This window comes from Rubrivivax sp. JA1055 (assembly GCF_020966565.1).
GTDB classification, from domain to species: domain Bacteria; phylum Pseudomonadota; class Gammaproteobacteria; order Burkholderiales; family Burkholderiaceae_C; genus Rubrivivax; species Rubrivivax benzoatilyticus.
In genome coordinates this window covers 383,829-400,991 of sequence record NZ_JAJKFP010000002.1, presented here as the reverse complement: position 1 = coordinate 400,991, position 17,163 = coordinate 383,829, and the positions used below count along the sequence as shown (strand labels likewise).

General features: G+C 71.2%; 17 protein-coding genes, 2 tRNA genes and 1 pseudogene. 4 read left to right on the top strand and 16 right to left on the bottom strand.

Going from position 1 to position 17,163, the window contains the following annotated elements; genetic code table 11:
- Nucleotides 1-36: 36 nt before the first annotated feature.
- From LOC65_RS05005 to LOC65_RS04995, 3 genes are read right to left on the bottom strand one after another with little or no spacing between them, the layout of a single operon-like run.
- A complete protein-coding gene (locus LOC65_RS05005) occupies nucleotides 37-345 on the bottom strand; it encodes a DUF3325 domain-containing protein (RefSeq protein ID WP_230246827.1) in 309 nt (102 codons plus the stop codon).
- On the bottom strand, nucleotides 342-2,129 hold the full coding sequence (locus tag LOC65_RS05000) for a PepSY domain-containing protein (protein ID WP_230246826.1): 1,788 nt from the start codon (nucleotides 2,127-2,129) through the stop codon (nucleotides 342-344). The genes LOC65_RS05005 and LOC65_RS05000 overlap by 4 nt, the downstream gene beginning before the upstream one ends.
- Nucleotides 2,130-2,139: 10 nt before the next feature.
- A complete protein-coding gene (locus tag LOC65_RS04995) occupies nucleotides 2,140-2,433 on the bottom strand; it encodes a hypothetical protein (RefSeq protein WP_230246825.1) in 294 nt (97 codons plus the stop codon).
- A gap of 289 nt (nucleotides 2,434-2,722) precedes the next feature.
- Between LOC65_RS04995 and LOC65_RS04990 the strand changes: the two genes are divergently transcribed.
- Nucleotides 2,723-3,640 (top strand): LysR family transcriptional regulator, encoded by a 918-nt coding sequence (locus tag LOC65_RS04990; RefSeq protein ID WP_230246824.1) that lies wholly within the window; start codon nucleotides 2,723-2,725, stop codon nucleotides 3,638-3,640.
- On the opposite strand, the gene LOC65_RS04985 is transcribed toward LOC65_RS04990, so the two are convergent.
- From LOC65_RS04985 to LOC65_RS04960, 6 genes are all read right to left on the bottom strand, one after another.
- On the bottom strand, nucleotides 3,628-4,491 hold the full coding sequence (locus tag LOC65_RS04985) for an NAD(P)-dependent oxidoreductase (protein ID WP_230246823.1): 864 nt from the start codon (nucleotides 4,489-4,491) through the stop codon (nucleotides 3,628-3,630). The two genes, LOC65_RS04990 and LOC65_RS04985, sit on opposite strands and share 13 nt — an antisense overlap.
- 12 nt (nucleotides 4,492-4,503) lie before the next feature.
- Nucleotides 4,504-5,214: a type 1 glutamine amidotransferase domain-containing protein gene (locus LOC65_RS04980; RefSeq protein WP_230246822.1), complete on the bottom strand. Its 711-nt coding sequence runs from the start codon at nucleotides 5,212-5,214 to the stop codon at nucleotides 4,504-4,506.
- 22 nt (nucleotides 5,215-5,236) lie between these two features.
- A complete protein-coding gene (locus LOC65_RS04975) occupies nucleotides 5,237-5,752 on the bottom strand; it encodes an SRPBCC domain-containing protein (protein WP_230246821.1) in 516 nt (171 codons plus the stop codon).
- A 122-nt stretch (nucleotides 5,753-5,874) separates the two neighbouring features.
- Entirely contained in the window at nucleotides 5,875-6,975 is a 1,101-nt protein-coding gene (locus tag LOC65_RS04970) for an NADH:flavin oxidoreductase/NADH oxidase (RefSeq protein WP_230246820.1), read from the bottom strand.
- A gap of 35 nt (nucleotides 6,976-7,010) precedes the next feature.
- A complete protein-coding gene (locus LOC65_RS04965) occupies nucleotides 7,011-8,000 on the bottom strand; it encodes an alcohol dehydrogenase catalytic domain-containing protein (protein ID WP_230246819.1) in 990 nt (329 codons plus the stop codon).
- Between the two features lies 1 nt (nucleotide 8,001).
- On the bottom strand, nucleotides 8,002-8,505 hold the full coding sequence (locus LOC65_RS04960; RefSeq protein ID WP_230246818.1) for a lactoylglutathione lyase family protein: 504 nt from the start codon (nucleotides 8,503-8,505) through the stop codon (nucleotides 8,002-8,004).
- 92 nt (nucleotides 8,506-8,597) lie between these two features.
- Between LOC65_RS04960 and LOC65_RS04955 the strand changes: the two genes are divergently transcribed.
- Entirely contained in the window at nucleotides 8,598-9,488 is an 891-nt protein-coding gene (locus LOC65_RS04955; protein ID WP_230246817.1) for a LysR family transcriptional regulator, read from the top strand.
- 59 nt (nucleotides 9,489-9,547) lie between these two features.
- On the opposite strand, the gene LOC65_RS04950 is transcribed toward LOC65_RS04955, so the two are convergent.
- The 7 genes and pseudogenes from LOC65_RS04950 to uvrC form a co-directional block, all read right to left on the bottom strand.
- Nucleotides 9,548-9,623: transfer RNA gene (locus tag LOC65_RS04950), tRNA-His, on the bottom strand.
- Nucleotides 9,624-9,663: 40 nt separating this feature from the next.
- Nucleotides 9,664-11,571 (bottom strand): SurA N-terminal domain-containing protein, encoded by a 1,908-nt coding sequence (locus tag LOC65_RS04945; protein WP_230246816.1) that lies wholly within the window; start codon nucleotides 11,569-11,571, stop codon nucleotides 9,664-9,666.
- Between the two features lie 127 nt (nucleotides 11,572-11,698).
- A tRNA-Val gene (locus LOC65_RS04940) sits at nucleotides 11,699-11,774 on the bottom strand.
- A gap of 9 nt (nucleotides 11,775-11,783) precedes the next feature.
- Nucleotides 11,784-12,071, bottom strand: a pseudogene (locus LOC65_RS04935) (HU family DNA-binding protein); the annotation flags it as partial.
- 111 nt (nucleotides 12,072-12,182) lie between these two features.
- Nucleotides 12,183-12,746, bottom strand: a complete 564-nt coding sequence (gene pgsA / locus LOC65_RS04930) for a CDP-diacylglycerol--glycerol-3-phosphate 3-phosphatidyltransferase (RefSeq protein WP_009855334.1) — start codon at nucleotides 12,744-12,746, stop codon at nucleotides 12,183-12,185.
- Between the two features lie 44 nt (nucleotides 12,747-12,790).
- A complete protein-coding gene (locus LOC65_RS04925; RefSeq protein WP_009855333.1) occupies nucleotides 12,791-13,270 on the bottom strand; it encodes a hypothetical protein in 480 nt (159 codons plus the stop codon).
- Nucleotides 13,257-15,293 carry an excinuclease ABC subunit UvrC gene (uvrC, locus tag LOC65_RS04920; RefSeq protein WP_405048238.1) on the bottom strand — a complete coding sequence of 679 codons (2,037 nt, stop codon included), beginning with the start codon at nucleotides 15,291-15,293 and terminating at the stop codon, nucleotides 13,257-13,259. Before uvrC ends, LOC65_RS04925 begins: the two co-directional genes overlap by 14 nt.
- A 35-nt stretch (nucleotides 15,294-15,328) precedes the next feature.
- On the opposite strand from uvrC, the gene earP reads away from it, so the two are divergent.
- Nucleotides 15,329-16,348, top strand: a complete 1,020-nt coding sequence (gene earP, locus LOC65_RS04915; RefSeq protein WP_230246815.1) for an elongation factor P maturation arginine rhamnosyltransferase EarP — start codon at nucleotides 15,329-15,331, stop codon at nucleotides 16,346-16,348.
- A gap of 123 nt (nucleotides 16,349-16,471) precedes the next feature.
- The gene (efp, locus tag LOC65_RS04910; RefSeq protein WP_230246814.1) at nucleotides 16,472-17,026 is read left to right on the top strand and encodes an elongation factor P; all 555 of its coding nucleotides are present in this window, start codon (nucleotides 16,472-16,474) and stop codon (nucleotides 17,024-17,026) included.
- Nucleotides 17,027-17,163 lie beyond the last annotated feature (137 nt).

Genomic DNA, 17,163 nt, shown 5'->3' with positions numbered 1-17,163 from the left:
GCAGCGCCGAAGGCCGCGCCCTCGGAATTGGTTCGTTCAGGCGCCTCGGCGCAGCAGCAGGCCCAGCCAGCCTGGCCGGTAGGTGTTCGTCAGCACCACGAGCACAGACGCGACGCTCAGCAGCAGGCACCAGACGGTGAAGCCGACGCCGCTGCCACGGGCGTGCACCAGCCAGGCCAGCGCCAGCAACAGCACAGCGGTACCTGCCAGGCGCAGCGTGCGCCGCGTGCCGGGCTCGAGTTCGCGGCCGTGGATCGTCTGCTCGTTGCGCGCACTGCTTGCGCACAGCAGCACGAAGCCGACGAGGGTCAACAGAACCTGTGCGATGTTCGCGACGGCGCTCACGGCGTCACTCCTTGCAGCTCTTGCAGTTGCGGCTTCGCGGGTGACGAGGCGGCCACCGCCGCCCGCGGCCGCGGTGCGTGGCGCCGCACGGCACGGGCCGCCCACAGCAGCGACAGGCCCAGCACCAGTGCCATCAGGTCGAAGGCGGCGATGCCGGCAAGGCCGCGCGTCCAGGCCACGAAAAGGTGGGCGCCGCCGGTCAGCGCGTTGAGCACCGGCAGCAGCGCGGCCAGCACGCCGGCGGCGGCGAGCTGCTCGACCCAGGCCGTCTTGTGCGGCCGCAGCGCGGCGTGCAGCAGCGCCAGCAGCCAGACGCCGAAGAAGGCCCGGATCTCCCACAGCTGGCGATCCTCCAGGCCCGCGGGCACCAGCCGGTTGGCCCAGAAGTAGGCGCAGACGGCCAGCAGCACGCCGCCCATCGCCGCGACGTTGAGCGTCTCGACGATGCGGTGGCCGGCATGCCGGTGCTCGACGGCGAGCCGGTCCCGCTGGCGCGCGACGAGCCACATCGACAGGCCGGTGGCGATCATCAGCGAGCCGAGCACGCCCGACACGAACAGCAGCCAGCGTTCGAACGGCAGGCCGAAGACGCCCAGGTGCATGGCCTCGAGCACCGCGAAGGCCTTGCGCGGCCCGGACTGCGGCGCCGGCGTCTGCTCCAGCGGTACGCCGGTGACGCCGCTGTAGCGCAGCGTCTGCGGCATGCCGCGGTTGCTCAGCAGTTCGCCGCCGACGCTGCGGAACTCCACCACCGCCTGCGCCGTGCCCGGCTGGCGGATCGTGAGCGAGGCGACGCCCCGGCCGCCCCAGCGCCGCGCGGCGTCCTCGCGCAGGGCCACGATGTCGACCAGCGGCGCAGCCTCGGCCGGCGGCGCGGCCACCCGGCCGGCGTCGCCGCCACGATCACCCCGCTCACCACGCCCCGTGCCGCCGCGTTCGCCAACGCCGCCGCGGGCCGACGCCTCGGGACGCCCTCCGCCCGGCACACTCTGACCTGGCGCCATCGCCGCACCGCCGCGACCCGGCGCCATGCCCTGGCCAGCTTGACCCGGTGCCACGCCCGGGCGCCGCCCGCGCATGTCGGCCATCATTCCCTGCGGGTCACCGCCGTAGGCCGCGCCGGTGACCACCGGCAGCACGTTGTTGGCCACCAGCATCACGCCCGAGGCGCTGATCATCAGGAAGAACGGCAGCGCCATCACGCTGCAGACGTTGTGCGCGTCCAGCCAAGAGCGCTGCCCCTTGCCGGGACGGAAGGTGAAGAAGTCCTTGAAGATGTTCTTGTGCACGACGATGCCGGTCAGCACCGCAAGCAGCATCACGAAGGCGCAGACGCCGGTGATCAGCCGGCCGGTGCCGCGCTCCAGGCCGTGAAGCTGGTAGTGGAAGTCGTACAGGAAACGCCCGCCGGCGGTCTCGCGCACCGCCAGCGGCTGGCCGCTTGACGGGTCCAGCACCTCGCGCTTGCCGTCGCCGCGGCGGTCGGAGTTGGACCAGCTGATCTGCAGCAGCGGCGAGCGCGGCTGCGGCAGCTCGATGCCCCAGTTGCGCGCCCCGGCGCCCACCTGCTGCAGCCGCGCCAGCGCCACGCCCAACGCCTGGTCGTCGGCACGCGCCACCTGCGCCTCGGGCTGCATCCAGACGGTGATCTCGGTGCGGAAATAGGCCAGCGTGCCGGTCACGAACACCGCGAACAGCAGCCAGCCGCAAAGCAGGCCGCTCCAGGTGTGCAGCCAGGACATGGACTTGCGCACGGCGCGCGACTCGTCGAACTTCAGGGCCATCGGCGTGTCCTCAGACGAGCAGCGACCAGCCGCCCAGCACCAGCGCCAGGGCGACCATCGAGACGGTGGCGCGGGCCGCAGTCGCGGCGCCGACGGCCCACATCGACAGCAGCGGCACGGCGACGATCGTCGCCAGCACCGCGGCCATAGAAGCGTCGACCGGCTTCATCGGCAGCTGGCGCGCGAGCACGGCGCCGAACAGCGAGCCGACGAGATAGGCACCGGGCACCGCCAGCAGGCAGCGCACGGCGACGTTCAGGCGGCGGTGGCCTTCGACACGGGACCAGAGACGTAGCGGGTTCATGGGCTCCGGCGGGCGCAGGCCGGGCCGCGCCTGGAGCGCACGGGCGCCCGAGCCATGGAGCCTGGCCGGGGCCGGCTGCGCCGGGCTCGATCCGACCCGCCCCGCGTAAACATCGTGTTGGGATACGAGTCCGCCCCGGGTGGCGACTGGCGGCTGGCTGGCCCCGGGATGAGAATGAGAGTTGATCTCACAAAAGTGCAACAAATGTGGACAGGCCGTCGACTGCCGCCGGCGCGCCCCTCCTTTGCGGGCCGGCGGCACAATGCGCCGCGAGTCGCCCGCTCCCCTCATGCAACTGCGAAACGTCGACCTCAACCTGCTGAAGGCCTTCGATGCGCTGATGGACGAGCGCAGCGTGACTCGTGCCGCGTCGCGGCTGGCGCTCAGCCAGCCGGCGGTCAGTGCCACGCTCAACCGCCTGCGCGACGCTTTCGGCGACCCGCTGTTCGTGCGCACGCAACGCGGCGTCGCGCCCACCGAACGCGCGCTGGAACTCGCCGCCCCGGTCAAGCGTGTGCTTGCCGAGATCGAGCAGTTGCTCACGCCGGCGGCGTTCGACCCGGCGCAGGCCGAGTTCACGCTGACGCTGTCCGTCACCGACTACGCGCTGCGCGCCGTCGTCGTGCCCTTCGTCGCCGCCTTGCGGCCGCTGGCGCCGGGCGTTCGCGTGGCGGTGCTCGCGATGGACGAGTCGACGCTGCTCGAGCGCATGGAACGCGGCGAGCTCGACATGGCGCTGCTGACGCCGCAGAGCACGCCGCCCGAATTGCACAGCCGCCACCTCTTCGACGAGACCTACGTCGGCGTAATGCGCGCGGGCCACCCGGCGGCCGCCGGCGCGTTCGACCTGGACTGCTTCTGCGCGCTGGACCACGGCATCGTCTCGCTTCAGGGTGGCGGCTTCAGCGGCGCCACCGACCAGGCGTTGGCGGCACTGGGACGCAGCCGCCGCGTCGTCGTCTCGGTTCCAAGCTTCGTGATGCTGCTGGACCTGGTGCGCACCAGCGACATCGTCGCCCTGGTGCCGCGCAGGCTGCTGGCGGACACCGGCGGCCTGCACGTCGCCGAGCCGCCGCTGGCGGTGCCCGGTTTCACGAAGATCCTGGCCTGGCACGCCCGCACCCACGAGGACCCGGGGCAGCGCTGGGCGCGCGAGCTGCTGCGCTCATGCGTGGCCCCCGGGGACGGCGCGTCTCAGCGGGTGTAGAGCTGCACGACGCCGGTCATGTTGTCGGCGCCCAGCCCTTCGGCGACCCCGCGCCGGAAGACCTCCAGCGCCGCTGCCGTGACCGGCGCCTGGCCGACACCGCCGGCCGCGTCCACCGTGTAGCCGAAGTCCTTGGCGATCAGCTCGACCGGGAACTGCGGCCGGAAGTCGCCCGCCATCATCGTGCCGGACAGGTAGTGGTCGACCGGCGCCCAGACCGAGGTGCCGGCGATCGCGCGCAGCACGGCGGGGACGTCGACACCGTGGCGCTGCAGCAGGCCGATCAGCTCGGCCAGCGTCGCGACGTGCACGCCCAGCAGGGCGTTGGTCGCCAGCTTGGCGTGCGCCGCGCTGCCCACCGGCCCCAGGTGGTGCGCCGCAGCGCCGAGCCGCTGCAGAAGCGGCAGCACCCGGCCGTGCACGGCGGCTTCACCGCCCGTCAGGTACACCAGCTGGCCGGTCTCGGCCGCAGGGCGCGAGCCCGAGACCGGCGCCTCCAGCAGGTGCACGCCGGCCGCGCGCGTGTGGCGCTCGAGTTCCTGCACCCAGCCGGGTGACAAGGTCGAGCTCTCGACCGCGACGCTGCCGGCGGTCATGCCGGCCAGCGCGCCGTCCTGCGGGTCGCACCAGACGGTGCGCGAGGCCGTGTCGTCGCGCAGCATCGAGAAGACGAACTCCGCGCCGGCCACCGTCGCACGCGGCGTGTCGGCCTGGCGCGCGCCCTGTTCGACCAGCGGCAGCGCTGCGGCGCCGGTGCGGTTCCAGACCGTCAGCTCGTGACCGGCCTGCAGCAGCCGGGCCGCCATGCGGCTGCCCATCGCGCCGAGACCGAGGAAAGCAATGCGGGACATCGTCGGCTCCTTTCAGCGGGCTGCCGCGGCAGCGCCGACGGCCTCCAGTGTCAATCGGGCGGCAGCCTCGGACGAGGCCGGGTTCTGGCCGGTGACCAGGCGGCCGTCGCGGCGCGCGAACGGGGCGAAGTCCGGCCCGCGCTCGTGCACGGCGCCGAGCTCGCGCAGCCGCGTCTCCAGCAGGAAGGGCACCGTGCGGGTCAGGCCGGCAGCCTCTTCCTCGGTGTTGGTGAAGGCCGCGACGTGGCGCCCGGCCACCAGCGGCCGGCCGTCGACGTCCTTCACGTTGAGCAGCCCGGCCGGGCCGTGGCAGACGGCGGCCAGCACCTTGCCCTGGGCCCAGGCGCGCGACAGCAGGCCGGCCAGGTCGGTGCTCGCCGGCAGGTCCCACATCGTGCCGTGGCCGCCGGGCAGGAAGACGGCCGAATAGCCGTCGACGGCGAAGCGGCCGTCGATCCGCGTCGACGTGGCGAGCTTGCGCATCGCCGCCTCGTCGGCGAGGAAGCGGCTGACGCTGGGCGGGTTGCCGCTGGCGCGGATCGAATGCGGATCGATCGGCACCGGGCCGCCCTGGATCGAGGCGATCTCGACCTCGGCCCCGGCGTCGACGAAGGCGTAGTACGGCGTGCTCAGTTCCTCGAACCAGACCCCGGTCGGACGCGCGTCGTCGCCCATCGCGGCCGTGGAGGTGAGGATCATCAGGATCTTCAGGGTCGCGCTCATCGTGCGTGCTACGAGACGGCGATCAGGCGCGGGCGGCGAAGGCCGCGGCCACGAGGCCGTCCAGCCAGTCCTGGTGGCCGTTGATCATCGGGTTCGGCCTGGTCTTCGCCAGCGCCTTGGCCGGCTCGCCGTTCTGCGTCTCCTGGGTGAGGATGCGCACGCGGCCGCCGGACAGGTCCTCGATCAGCCAGGCGTGGTGCACGTCGAGCCGGTCGGCCGCGCCGGGCTCGCCGGCCCAGCCGTGCCAGGCCAGACGCGCCGGCTGGCCCGCCACCGGCGGCACGCATTCGACGACCTGCGACTCGACCGGGAAGCCGAAGGTCTCGAAGTAGAAGCGCACGCCCGCTTCGAGCTGCGGGCCCTTGCCGTCGTAGAAGCGCGGGTTCGCCGAGTTGGCGTAGTAGCCGGGCCAGTGCGCCGGCGTGGCCAGCAGCGGCCAGACCTCGGCGGCCGTGAGGCCGGCGACGATGACTTCGTTGGAACAGTAGTTGTCGGTGAAGCCCGGGACGTAGCCCGCGGGCCAGAGGATGTCACTCATGTCGATTCCGTTTGAAGACAGGCCGCGCGACGGCGGCATGTCTTCATGATCGGGATCGAACCGTCATAAGTGAAATCACATCTTCTGATTCACAGCATCCACCGCGTCGATAACAGAGCCGTTCAGCGCTTGCTGCGGTAGCGCCCGGCCCAGTGCGCGTAGGGCGGCGGCAGCACAGCGGACGGCCGCTCCAGGCCCAGTTCCTGCGCCGCGACCAGCGGCCAGTGCGGATTGGCCAGCAGCGCGCGGCCGATCATCACCAGGTCCACCTGCTCGCCGGCCACCGCGCGCTCGGCCAGCGCCGGGTCGTCGAGGTACCAGGAGGTCGCCACCGGCAGTCCAGCCTCGCGCCGCACGCGCTCGGCCACCGGGAGCAGGAAGCCCGGTGCCCAGGGGATCGCCGCCTCGGGCGTCGAGAAGCCCATGCTGACGTTCAGGAAGTCCAGGCCTTCCTCGCGCATCGCACGCGTCAGGCCGATGGCCTCGGCCAGCGTCTCCTCGTCGCGGCCGTCGAACTCGAGCACGCCGAAACGCGCCGTCAGCGGCAGGTGCTCGGGCCAGACGCGGCGCACCGCGCGCACCGTCTCCAGCAGGAAGCGGCCGCGGCGCACGGCGTCGCCGCCGTAGGCGTCCTCGCGCCGGTTGGCATGCACCGAGAAGAAGCTCTGCCCGAGGTAGCCGTGGGCGAAGTGCAGCTCCAGCCATTCGAAGCCGGCTGCCAGCGCCCGCTGCGCCGCGTTGACGAAGTCGTGCTGCACTCGGGCGATGTCCTCCAGGCTCATCTCGCGCGGCACACGCGGCAGGTTGGCGCCGAAGGCGATCGCCGAGGGCGACAGCGTCGGCCAGGCGCGCGGATCGTCGGCGGCCAGGTGGCCGTCGCCCTGCCAAGGCAGTTCGGCACTGGCCTTGCGGCCGGCATGGCCGATCTGGATGCCGGGCACCGCGCCGCCGGCCTTGATCAGCCCGGCGACCTGGGCCAGCACCTCGGCCTGGTCGTTGTTCCAGAGGCCCAGACAGGCCGGGCTGATGCGGCCCTCGGGCGAGACGCCGGTGGCCTCGACGATGACCAGGCCGGCACCGCCGCGCGCCAGGCCGGCGTAGTGCACCAGGTGCCAGTCGTTGGCCAGTCCGTCGACGGCGCTGTACTGGCACATCGGCGGCACGGCGATGCGGTTGCGGAGTTCGACGCTCTTGAGCTTGTAGGCAGAGAACAGGGCGGACATGGAAGTTGGGAGTCGGTGAAGGTGAAAGACGGGGATCAGACGGAGACGACAGCCTTGCCGTCGAAGCGGCGGTGGCGCAGGCCGTCGAGCGTGACGGCGAGTTCGTCGAAACGCGCCGGGTGGTGCAGCCGCTCGGGCGGCAGCCGGCCGTCGGCGAGTTCAGCCAGCAGCGACTCGCCGGCCCGGCGCAGTTCGGCCCAGTCGGCGTCGTCGCCCTCGCGGTGCAGTGCGCCCAGCGCCACCTCGTGCAGCGAGACCGCGCGGCCGAACGGCGGATGCGGCCACTCGGCGACGCGGCCCTGCACGCAGACCAGGTGGCCGTTGGCGCGCAGCCGCGCGGCCAGTTCGGCGGCACGTGCGGCACCGACGGTGTCGACGATGGCGTCGTAGCGCTCGCCCGCAGCCAGCACCTCCGCCACCGAGGCGTAGGCGCAGCGCACGCCGGCGGCGAGCAGGCGCCAGGCATGGCGGACATGGCACAGCACGTCGACCTCGTGGCCGGCGCGCCGGGCCAGCGCGACCAGGTAATGCCCCACCGAGCCGCCCGCACCGCTGACGAGCAGCCGGCCCGGGCGCGACGGCAGCTTGGCCAGCGCCTGCCAGGCGGTCAGCCCGGGGCACGGGAAGGCCGCGGCGGTCTCGAAATCGAGCCCGTCGGGCAGGCGCAGCAGCGCGCGCTCGGCCACCGGGGTGTACGCAGCGAAGCTGCCCGGGCCGGCCAGACTCTGGTGGTAGGCGACGCGGCGGCCGCACCAGGCGGACGCGACGCCCTCGCCGACGGCGACCACGACCCCGGAACCGTCGACCCCCGGCACCTGGCCCGGCACCCAGCCGTCGAGGCCGCCGAGCACCTTCCAGTCGACCGGGTTCAGGCCGATCGCGGCGTTGCGCACCAGGACCTGGCCCGGTGCGGGTTCGCGCGCGGGCACGGATTGCAACTCCAGGCCCAGTGCGTCGCAGGGGCCGGGCCAGGTCCAGGCCTGCCAGGACGTCGGCACTCGAGCGTCCGCGATGTCGTGGCTCATGTCAGCGGTAGGCACCGGCCGAGTAGGTCAGCTCGTAGCTGTGGCTGTAGATCTCGAGGATGTTGCCGAACGGGTCTTCCATGTAGACCATGCGGTACGGCTTCTCGCCGGGGAAGTACTCGCGCACCGGCATGCGCTGCTTGCCACCGGCGGCGACGATGCGCGCGGCCAGACCCTCGACGTCCGGGTCCTGCACGCAGAAGTGGAAGACACCGGTCTTCCAGTACTCGAAGTTGTCGGCCGGACGCTGGGCGTTGCGGAACTGGAAGATCTCCACGCCGACGCGGTCGCCGGTGGACAGGTGGGCGATGCGGAACGAGCGCCAGCCGGCACCGAAGACGTCGGTGCACATCACGCCGATCGCGCTGTCGTCTTCCTCGATGGTCGTCGGCGGCATGATCAGGTACCAGCCCATGACCTCGGTGTAGAAACGCACGGCGGCATCGAGATCGGTCACCGACAGACCGATGTGGGAGAAGCTGCGGGGATAAGGCGTCGGGATCATGGTGCGGTGCCGAAAACGGGATAGCACCAGTCTAGAAGCGCCACTTCATAATGGAAACAGCTGCTACCTTATCAATTTGATAACGCATTCTTATGCTGAACCCGCAGTGGTTGCTGAGCTTCGAGACACTCCACGAACTGGGCAGCTTCACGCGGGCGGCCGAGCGCCTGGGCCTGACCCAGGCCGCCGTCAGCCAGCACGTGCGCCAGCTGGAAGCGCGGCTGGGGCCGCTGCTGGTGCGTCGGCCGCGGCTGGAGGCGACGCCAGCCGGCAAGGCGCTGCTGGACTACTGCCGTGAACTGCAGCAGGCCGACCGGCGGCTGCGCCAGCGCCTGGAAGACGGCCAGTCCCTTGATGGCGAGTTCGGACTGATCTGCCCGGGCAGCGTCGGCCTGTTCCTGTACCCGCTGCTGCTGGACCTGCAACGCGAGCACCCGGGGCTGGTGGTGCGCCAGCGCTTCGCCCCCGACGACGAGGTGCGCCAAGCGGTGCTGGCGCAGCAGTACGAGCTGGGCTTGCTGACGTTGCGGCCCGACGATGCGCGGCTGGTGTCGCGTCCGTTCCTGAAGGAAGCTCTGGAACTGGTCGTGCCGCGCGACGCCAAGGTCGAGGGCTGGGACGACCTGGCCCGGCTGGGCTTCATCGACCATCCCGACGGACGCGCGATGGCGGCGCGGCTGCTACGCCGGCGCTTTCCCGAGCATCCGGGGCTGGACAGCCTGCCGGTGCGCGGCTTCAGCAACCAGATCGGGCTGCTGCTGGAACCGGTGGCACGCGGGCTGGGCTTCACGGTGCTGCCGCACTACGCACGGCGGGCCTTCAACTCGCAGGACACGGTGCGCGTACTCGACGGCGGGCCTGAGGTCGTGGACACGCTGTGGCTGATGCACCGCGCCGAATGGCCGCTGTCCGGGCGAGCACGACGCGTGCTGGACTTGCTGGAGCCGCGTGTGGCCGACGCGCTGGCAACCCTGCGCGGTTGACCCCGTCCAAAACAAAAATGCCTGGTTCCGGAGAACCAGGCATTCGGTCTTCTATTCGGTGGGGTGGCTGATGGGACTCGAACCCACGACGACCAGAATCACAATCTGGGACTCTACCAACTGAGCTACAGCCACCGCAGCAAAGAAGCGAGAGTATAGCGCGAAAGCGCCGGTTTCAAGGCGTAGTCGACTTGGCCGCAGCCTGAACTGCCGCTTCCTTGATCTCGGCCTTGGTGCGGCGCTTCAGCGCGTCCAGGTAGGCCAGCGCCTCGGCGGTGGCCCAGGTCTGGGCGAGCTGCTGCTGCAGCATCGCGTCGGTGGCCGGATCGGCCTCGCGCTGCAGCACCTTGGAGACGCGCACGACGGCGTAGCCCTGGCTGCCCAGGTCGACACCGACGATGGCCGGCAGCTGCTTGGTGTCGGCACGCAGCACGGCGTCGACGACCGCACGCGGCGCGCCCTGCGGCTGCGCACGCGACAGCGTCAGCGAGATCGGCAGCGCCTCGTTCGGCGACTTCTTCAGCGCCTCCAGGCGCTTGGCGCCCTCGGCCTTGGCCAGCGCGGCGGACTTCTGCGCGACGACCGCCTCACGCACCTGGTCGCGCACCTCGGCCAGCGGCAGCGTGCGCGCCGGCGAGTGCGTGACGATGCGTGCCGACACGAGCTGGTTCTGGCCGATCTCGACGGCGTCGGTGTTGCGCTTGTTGCGCACCACGTCGTCGGAGAACACGGCGTCGAGCAGCTTGGCCGAGGCCAGCGCGCCGCTGGCGCCCGGCACCGGCTGGCGCAGCACGGTGGCGGTCTGCTTCTGCAGCTTCAGCTTGTCGATCACCGGCTGCAGGCTGTCGGACTGCTCGTAGACGGTGTTCGTGAAGGTCTCGGCGGCCTCGGCGTAGCGCTTCTGCGCCAGCGAGCGGCGAACCTCCTGCTCGATCTCGGCGCGCACCGTGTCGAAGGCCTTCTTCTGGCCGCCGCGCAGGCCGGTCAGCGTGATGACGTGATAGCCGAAGTCGGTCTCGATGACGTTGCTGATCTCGCCGGTCTTCATCGCGTAGACGGCGTCCTCGAAGGGCTTGGCCATCATGCCGCGGCCGAAGAAGTCGAGGTCACCGCCGCGCGACGCGGAGCCCGGGTCCTGCGAGTTCTTGCGCGCGACCTCGGCGAACGAGTTCGGCGACCGGCGCACCTCGGCCAGCAGCTGCTCGGCACGCGCCTTGGCGGCCTTCTTCTCGTCGGCCGGCGCCGACGGGTCGACACGGATCAGGATGTGGCTGGCGCGGCGCTCCTCGGCCTGCGTGTAGCGGCTGGCGTTTTCCTCGTAGTAGCGGCGCAGGTCTTCCTCGGGCACCGCGACGTCCTTGGCGAGCGCGGCCAGGTCGAGCACGACGTACTCGATCTGCGCCTGCTCGGGCGCGCGGAACTCGCCCGAATGGGCCTCGTAGTAGGCCTGCAGGTCGGCGTCGCCCGGCGTCGCCTGGGCACGGTAGGCGGCGGCGTCGAAACGCTGGATCTGGACCTCGCGGCGCTGCAGCAGCGCGTCCAGCGACGTCGCGGCGACGGCCGGCGGCGTGAACGAGGACTGGGCCACGGCGCCCAGCACTTGCTGCATGCCGAACTCCTGGCGCAGCTGCTGCTCGAAAGCCTCGACGCTCATGCCCTGGGCGGCCAGGATCTCGCGGTTGACGCTGCCGTCGGGGTTGCGCAGGCCGGCGAACTGCGGGTCGGTGACGAACAGCCGCTGCAGGCGGGCGTCGTCGGGCACGAGGTGGTACTGGCGCGCGGTGGCCATCAGCACGCGGTCACGCACCAGGCCGTCCAGCGTCTCGCGCTTCAGTTCGGGGGTCTCGAGCAGCTTGGGGTCGAGCTCGGGGCGCTGGCGGCGCAGGCGCTCGATGTTGTTCTGGTGGGCGGCGTCCCACTCGGCGCGCGAGATCGCCTGGCCGCCGACCTCTGCCACCGTCACCGCGCCGCCTTCGGTGAAGCGGCTGTAGCCCTGGACCCCGAAGAAGATGAACGACGGGAAGATCAGCAGCACCAGGATGCCCAGCACCAGGCGCGAGTGGTTGCGGACGAAATCGAACATCGTTGTGTGGGGTGGGGGCCGTGGACGGCGGGAGCCGGAGCCCTGAAGCAAAAGAAGGCGAACCGCGGTTCGCCTTCCGGGGCCGGCGCAAGCCGCGGGATTCTATGCCGCGGCCATGGCCGTTTTCTGGTGGGTGCTGACGGGTTCGAACCGCCGACCTACGCCTTGTAAGGGCGCCGCTCTACCGACTGAGCTAAGCACCCGGCTGGACTTCAGCCGAGCAGGTCCTTCAGGGCCTTGCCCGGACGGAACTTCGGAACCTTCGCGGCCTTGACCTCGATGGCCTCGCCGGTGCGCGGGTTGCGGCCGGTGCGCGCGGCGCGCTCCGAGACCTCGAAGGTGCCGAAGCCGGCGATCGCGACGCTGTCGCCGTTCTTCAGCGCGGTCTGCACGCCTTCGAGCGCGGCTTCCAGGGCGCGCGTGGCCGAGGCCTTGGACAGGTCCGCCTGCTGGGCGATGTGGGCGATCAGATCCGTCTTGTTCACGTCGTTTTCCTCGTGTGTTTCGTTCGGGTCGCCGGCCCGGCCTCGTGGGACGGGCGAGCGGCAAGGCCGCGGATTATGGTTCAGGCGCGCCGGACGCCGTCCAAGCGCCGACACCCGGCGCGGTCTTCAGCGCACCTTGGCACGGATCTCGGGGATCGCACGCTGCAGGTAGTAGACCATCGACCAGACCGTCAGCACCGCGGCGATCCACATCAGCCACGAGCCCCAGACACGCGTGTCCAGGCCGAACACGCGGCCGTCGTAGAGCAGGAACGGGATCGCGACCATCTGCGCCGTGGTCTTCAGCTTGCCGAGCATGTGCACGGCGACGCTGCGCGACGCGCCGATCTGTGCCATCCACTCGCGCAATGCCGAGATCGCGATCTCGCGGCCGATGATGATCAGCGCGACGAAGACGTCGGCGCGGCCCAGGTGCACCAGGATCAGCAGCGAGGCGCAGACCAGGAACTTGTCGGCCACCGGGTCGAGGAAGGCGCCGAAGGCCGAGGTCTGGTTGAGCTTGCGCGCCAGGAAGCCGTCGAGCCAGTCGGTGGCGGCGAAGAACACGAACATCACGGTGGCCGCGAGGTTGCGTGTGCCCCATTCGAGAGGCAGGTAGTACACGCCGATGATCAGCGGGATCGCGGCGATGCGCGCCCAGGTCAGCAGCGTGGGGACCGTGAAGAACATCGGTGGATCGTACCGAAAGCGGCGGACGCGGACTTGACGGCGGTTCAGTCGTCCAGCGTGCGGGGCTTGAAGCGCCGCTCGTCGTCGAACAGGAACACCTCGGTGAAGGCCCACGGTCGGGGCAGGTGCGAGACGTCGCCGAAGGGCGCGGCACGGCGCACCGCGTCGATCGCGAGCTGCGTCGTGTCCTTGGCCTGCGAGGGCACGCGCCGCACGTGGATCTGGCGCACGCGGCCGTCGTGCTCCAGCTCGACCTCGAGCACCGGGATCGCCAGCAGCGGCTGCGACACCGGGCCGAGGTAGCTGCGCTCGGGGTTGGCGGCGACCAGGCGCTCGGCGGCGCGACGCCGGTACTCGTCCCAGCTGCGCGCCGGCGGCAGCGGCATCGTGCCGGGCGCCGCCGCCGAGCTCGGCGGCACGGGTTGCAGCGCCGGCTTCGGCGTCGGCTTGGACGCGCAGCCGGCCAGCGCCGCGGCCGCCGCGATGACGCTCGCCAGCCAGCCACGGGAATCAGTGAAGCGCACGGTAGATCTCCTCCGCGAGGTCGTGCGAGATGCCGTCGACCGAGGCCAGGTCCTCGACGCTGGCCGCGGCCACGCCGCGCACGCCCCCGAAACGTTGCAACAGGCGCGAGCGCTTGCGCGGCCCGACGCCGGGAATGTCCTCGAGCTTGCTGCCGCCGGTGCGCACGCTGGCGCGGCGCGCCCGCATGCCGGTGATCGCGAAACGGTGGGCCTCGTCGCGGATCTGCGCGACGAGCATCAGCGCCGCCGAGTCGTGGCCGAGGTACACCTTCTCGCGGCCATCGGCGAAGACGAGCTCTTCGAGGCCGACCTTGCGGCCTTCGCCCTTCTCGACGCCGACGACGATGGACAGCGGCAGGCCGAGCTCGGTGAAGACCTCGCGCGCCATCGACACCTGGCCGCGGCCGCCGTCGACCAGCACCAGGTCGGGCAGGCGCGCCGCGCCCTTCTTTGCCGGCGCGGCGGCCTCGTCGGCGGCGCCGTCCTGGGCGTCCTGGCGGCGGGCCTCGGCCAGCCGGGCGTAGCGCCGCGTCAGCACCTGGCGCATCGCCGCGTAGTCGTCGCCGCCGGTCACGCCCTCGATGTTGAAGCGCCGGTACTGCGCGCTCTGCATCGCGTGGGCCTCGTAGACCACGCAGGAAGCCTGCGTCGCCTCGCCGGCGGTGTGGCTGATGTCGAAGCACTCGATGCGCAGCGCATCGGGCTCGACGTCGAGTTCCAGTGCCTCGACCAGCGCGCGTGTGCGTTCGCGCTGCGAACCTTCCTCGGCCAGCAGGCGCGCCAGCGCCAGTTCGGCGCCCTTCTCGGCCAGCTCCAGCCAGATGCGCTTCTGCTCGCGCGGCTGCTGCGTGGCGCGCACACGCACGCCGGCGGCCTCGGACAGCGTCTCGATCAGTTCCGGGTCCACCGGATGGCTGGTGACGAGCTGCGGCGGCACCGCCTGGCCGAGGTAGTGCTGGACGATGAAGGCTTCCAGCACCGCGGTCTCGGGGCTGGGCGCATCGGCGCGTTCGTCGGCCTCGGTGGCGCTGAGCGCGGCGCCGTCGTCGACGTGGGTCGGGAAGTAGGCGCGGTCGCCGAGGTGGCGGCTGCCGCGCACCATCGCCAGGTTGACGCAGGCGCGGCCTCCGGCCACGCTCACGGCGAGGATGTCGACGTCCTTGTCGCCGGCCGACAGGCTGCTGGCTTCCATCGCCTGCTGGTGCAGCACGCGCGACAGCGAGCCGATGCGGTCGCGCACCGCGGCCGCCTTCTCGTACTCGTAGGCCTCGGCGAAGGCCATCATCTGCGCCTGCAGGTCGGCGACGACCTCCTGCTGCTCGCCGAGCAGGAAGCGCTCGGCGTCGTGCACGTCGCGGGCGTAGTCGTCCTTGGAGACGAGGCCGACGCAGGGGCCCGAGCAGCGCTGGATCTGGTAGAGCAGGCAGGGCCGCGAGCGGTTGGCGAACACCGTGTCCTCGCAGGTGCGCAGGCGGAAGACCTTCTGGATCAGCTGGATCGTCTCCTTGACGGCCCAGGCGTTCGGGTACGGCCCGAAGTAGCGGTGCTTGCGGTCGACGGCGCCGCGGAAGTAGGCGACACGCGCGCAGCTGGCGGCCGTCAGGGCCCCCGCCCCGTCGGCGGAACGCGTGCCGGTGATCTTCAGGTAGGGGTAGCTCTTGTCGTCCCGGAACAGGATGTTGAACTTCGGGTTCAACGTCTTGATCAGGTTGTTCTCGAGCAGCAGCGCCTCGGCCTCGGTGCGCACCACCGTCGTTTCCAGCCGCGCGATGCGCGTGACCATCGCGCCGATGCGCGTGCCGCCGTGGTCCTTGTGGAAGTAGCTGGAGACGCGCTTCTTCAGGTTGCGCGCCTTGCCGACGTAGAGCACGCCGCCGGCGGCGTCGAAATAGCGGTAGACGCCGGGAAGGCCGGGCAGCGCGGCCACTTCGGCCAGCAGGCGCTCGCGCACGGCGTCGGGCGCGGCGGCCGGGGCGGCCGGCGCGGCATCAGGAACGGCGGGAGACTCGGGCTCGGGGATCACGGGCCCTATTGTCGCGGCTGCCGATAATCCGGCCGATGCGAGCCTGGACCTGGGACCTGTTCTGCCGCGTCATCGACAACTGGGGCGACGTCGGCGTCTGCTGGCGCCTGGCGCGTGACCTCGCCGCACGCGGTGCACGCGTGCGGCTGTGGATCGACGACGCCAGCGCGCTGGCCTGGATGGCGCCCGCCGGCACCGGCGGTGTCGAGGTCGGCGCCTTCGACGCCGCAGCTGAACCCGGCGACGTCGTCGTCGAGGCCTTCGCCTGCGACCCGCCGCCGGCCTTCGTCGAACGCATGGCCGCACGCACGCCGGCGCCGGTGTGGATCAACCTCGAGTACCTGAGCGCCGAGCCCTGGGTCGAACGGGTTCACGGTCTGCGCTCGCCGCATCGTTCGGGGCTGGACAAGTGGTTCTTCCATCCGGGTTTCACCGCCGCCACCGGCGGCCTGCTGCGCGAGCCCGGGCTGCTGGCCGAGCACGCGGCCTTCGACGGCGACGCCTGGCTCGCGGCCCACGGCCTGGCGCGGCGCGACGGCGAACGGGTCGTGACGCTGTTCTGCTACGACAACCCGGCGGTGCCGGCGCTGCTGGACGCGCTGGCCGCCGAGCCGACGCTGCTGCTGCTGACACCCGGCCACGCCCAGCGGCTGGTGAGCACGACGCCGCCCGGCTTGCGCAGCGCCGCCCTGCCCCACCTGCCGCAGCCCGAGTTCGACCGCCTGCTGCGCGCCTCGGACCTGAACTTCGTGCGCGGCGAAGACTCGCTGGTGCGCGCACTCTGGGCCGGCCGGCCCTTCGTCTGGCACATCTACCCGCAAGAGGACGGCGTGCACGCCGACAAGCTGGACGCCTTGCTGGCGCGCATTCCCGCGGTGCCGGGGCTGGCCGAGTTCTGGCGCGGCTGGAACGGTCTCGGGCCCTGGGCGCCACTGCCCGAGGCCGGCGTCTGGGCCGCCGCGATGGCCGCATTCCGCGACGGACAAGCGTCGCGACTTGATCTGACCGGCGCTCTGTGGCAGTTCGCACAAGGCAAAGCCGGCCCCGAATGCTAGAATCAAGGGCTTTGCGCAAACGGGCCCGTCGGGCTCGCCCAGTTCTACACCGGTGATGGAGCGGCTGCCCGGCAGCGCTCGCCGGGGATCAACCAGCCGCGGGGGCACGCCCCGCTCGACGCCATGAAACTCGCTCAGGAAATCCGCGCCGGCAACGTCATCATGCAGGGCAAGGACCCGATGGTCGTGCTGAAGACCGAATACAGCCGCGGTGGCCGCGGTGCCGCCACGGTCCGCATGAAGATGAAGAACCTGCTGAACGGCGGCGGGGCCGAAGTCGTCTTCAAGGCCGACGACAAGATGGACCAGATCATCCTGGACAAGAAGGAGTGCACGTACACGTACTTCGCCGATCCGATGTACGTGTTCATGGACCCGGAATACAACCAGTTCGAGGTCGAGGCCGAGAACATGGGTGACGCCATCAGCTACCTCGAAGACAACATGCCGGTGGAAGTCGTCTTCTACGACGGCAAGGCGATCTCGGTCGAACTGCCGACCACCGTCGTGCGCGAGATCATCACCGAGCCGGCCGTCAAGGGCGACACCTCGGGCAAGGTCATGAAGCCGGCCAAGATCGTCGACACGGGCTTCGAGATCTCGGTGCCGCTGTTCGTCGAGAACGGCGACAAGGTCGAAATCGACACCCGCACCCACGAGTACCGCAAGCGCGTCTGACGCGTCTTCGCTCCTGACCGAGGGCACCGCGAGGTGCCCTTTGTCGTTGCTGGGGCATCATCGACGCATGGCCTTCGACTTCGACGCGGCGGTCTCGGCGCCGTCGCGCATGACGCGGCAGGCCGGGTTGTCCAGAC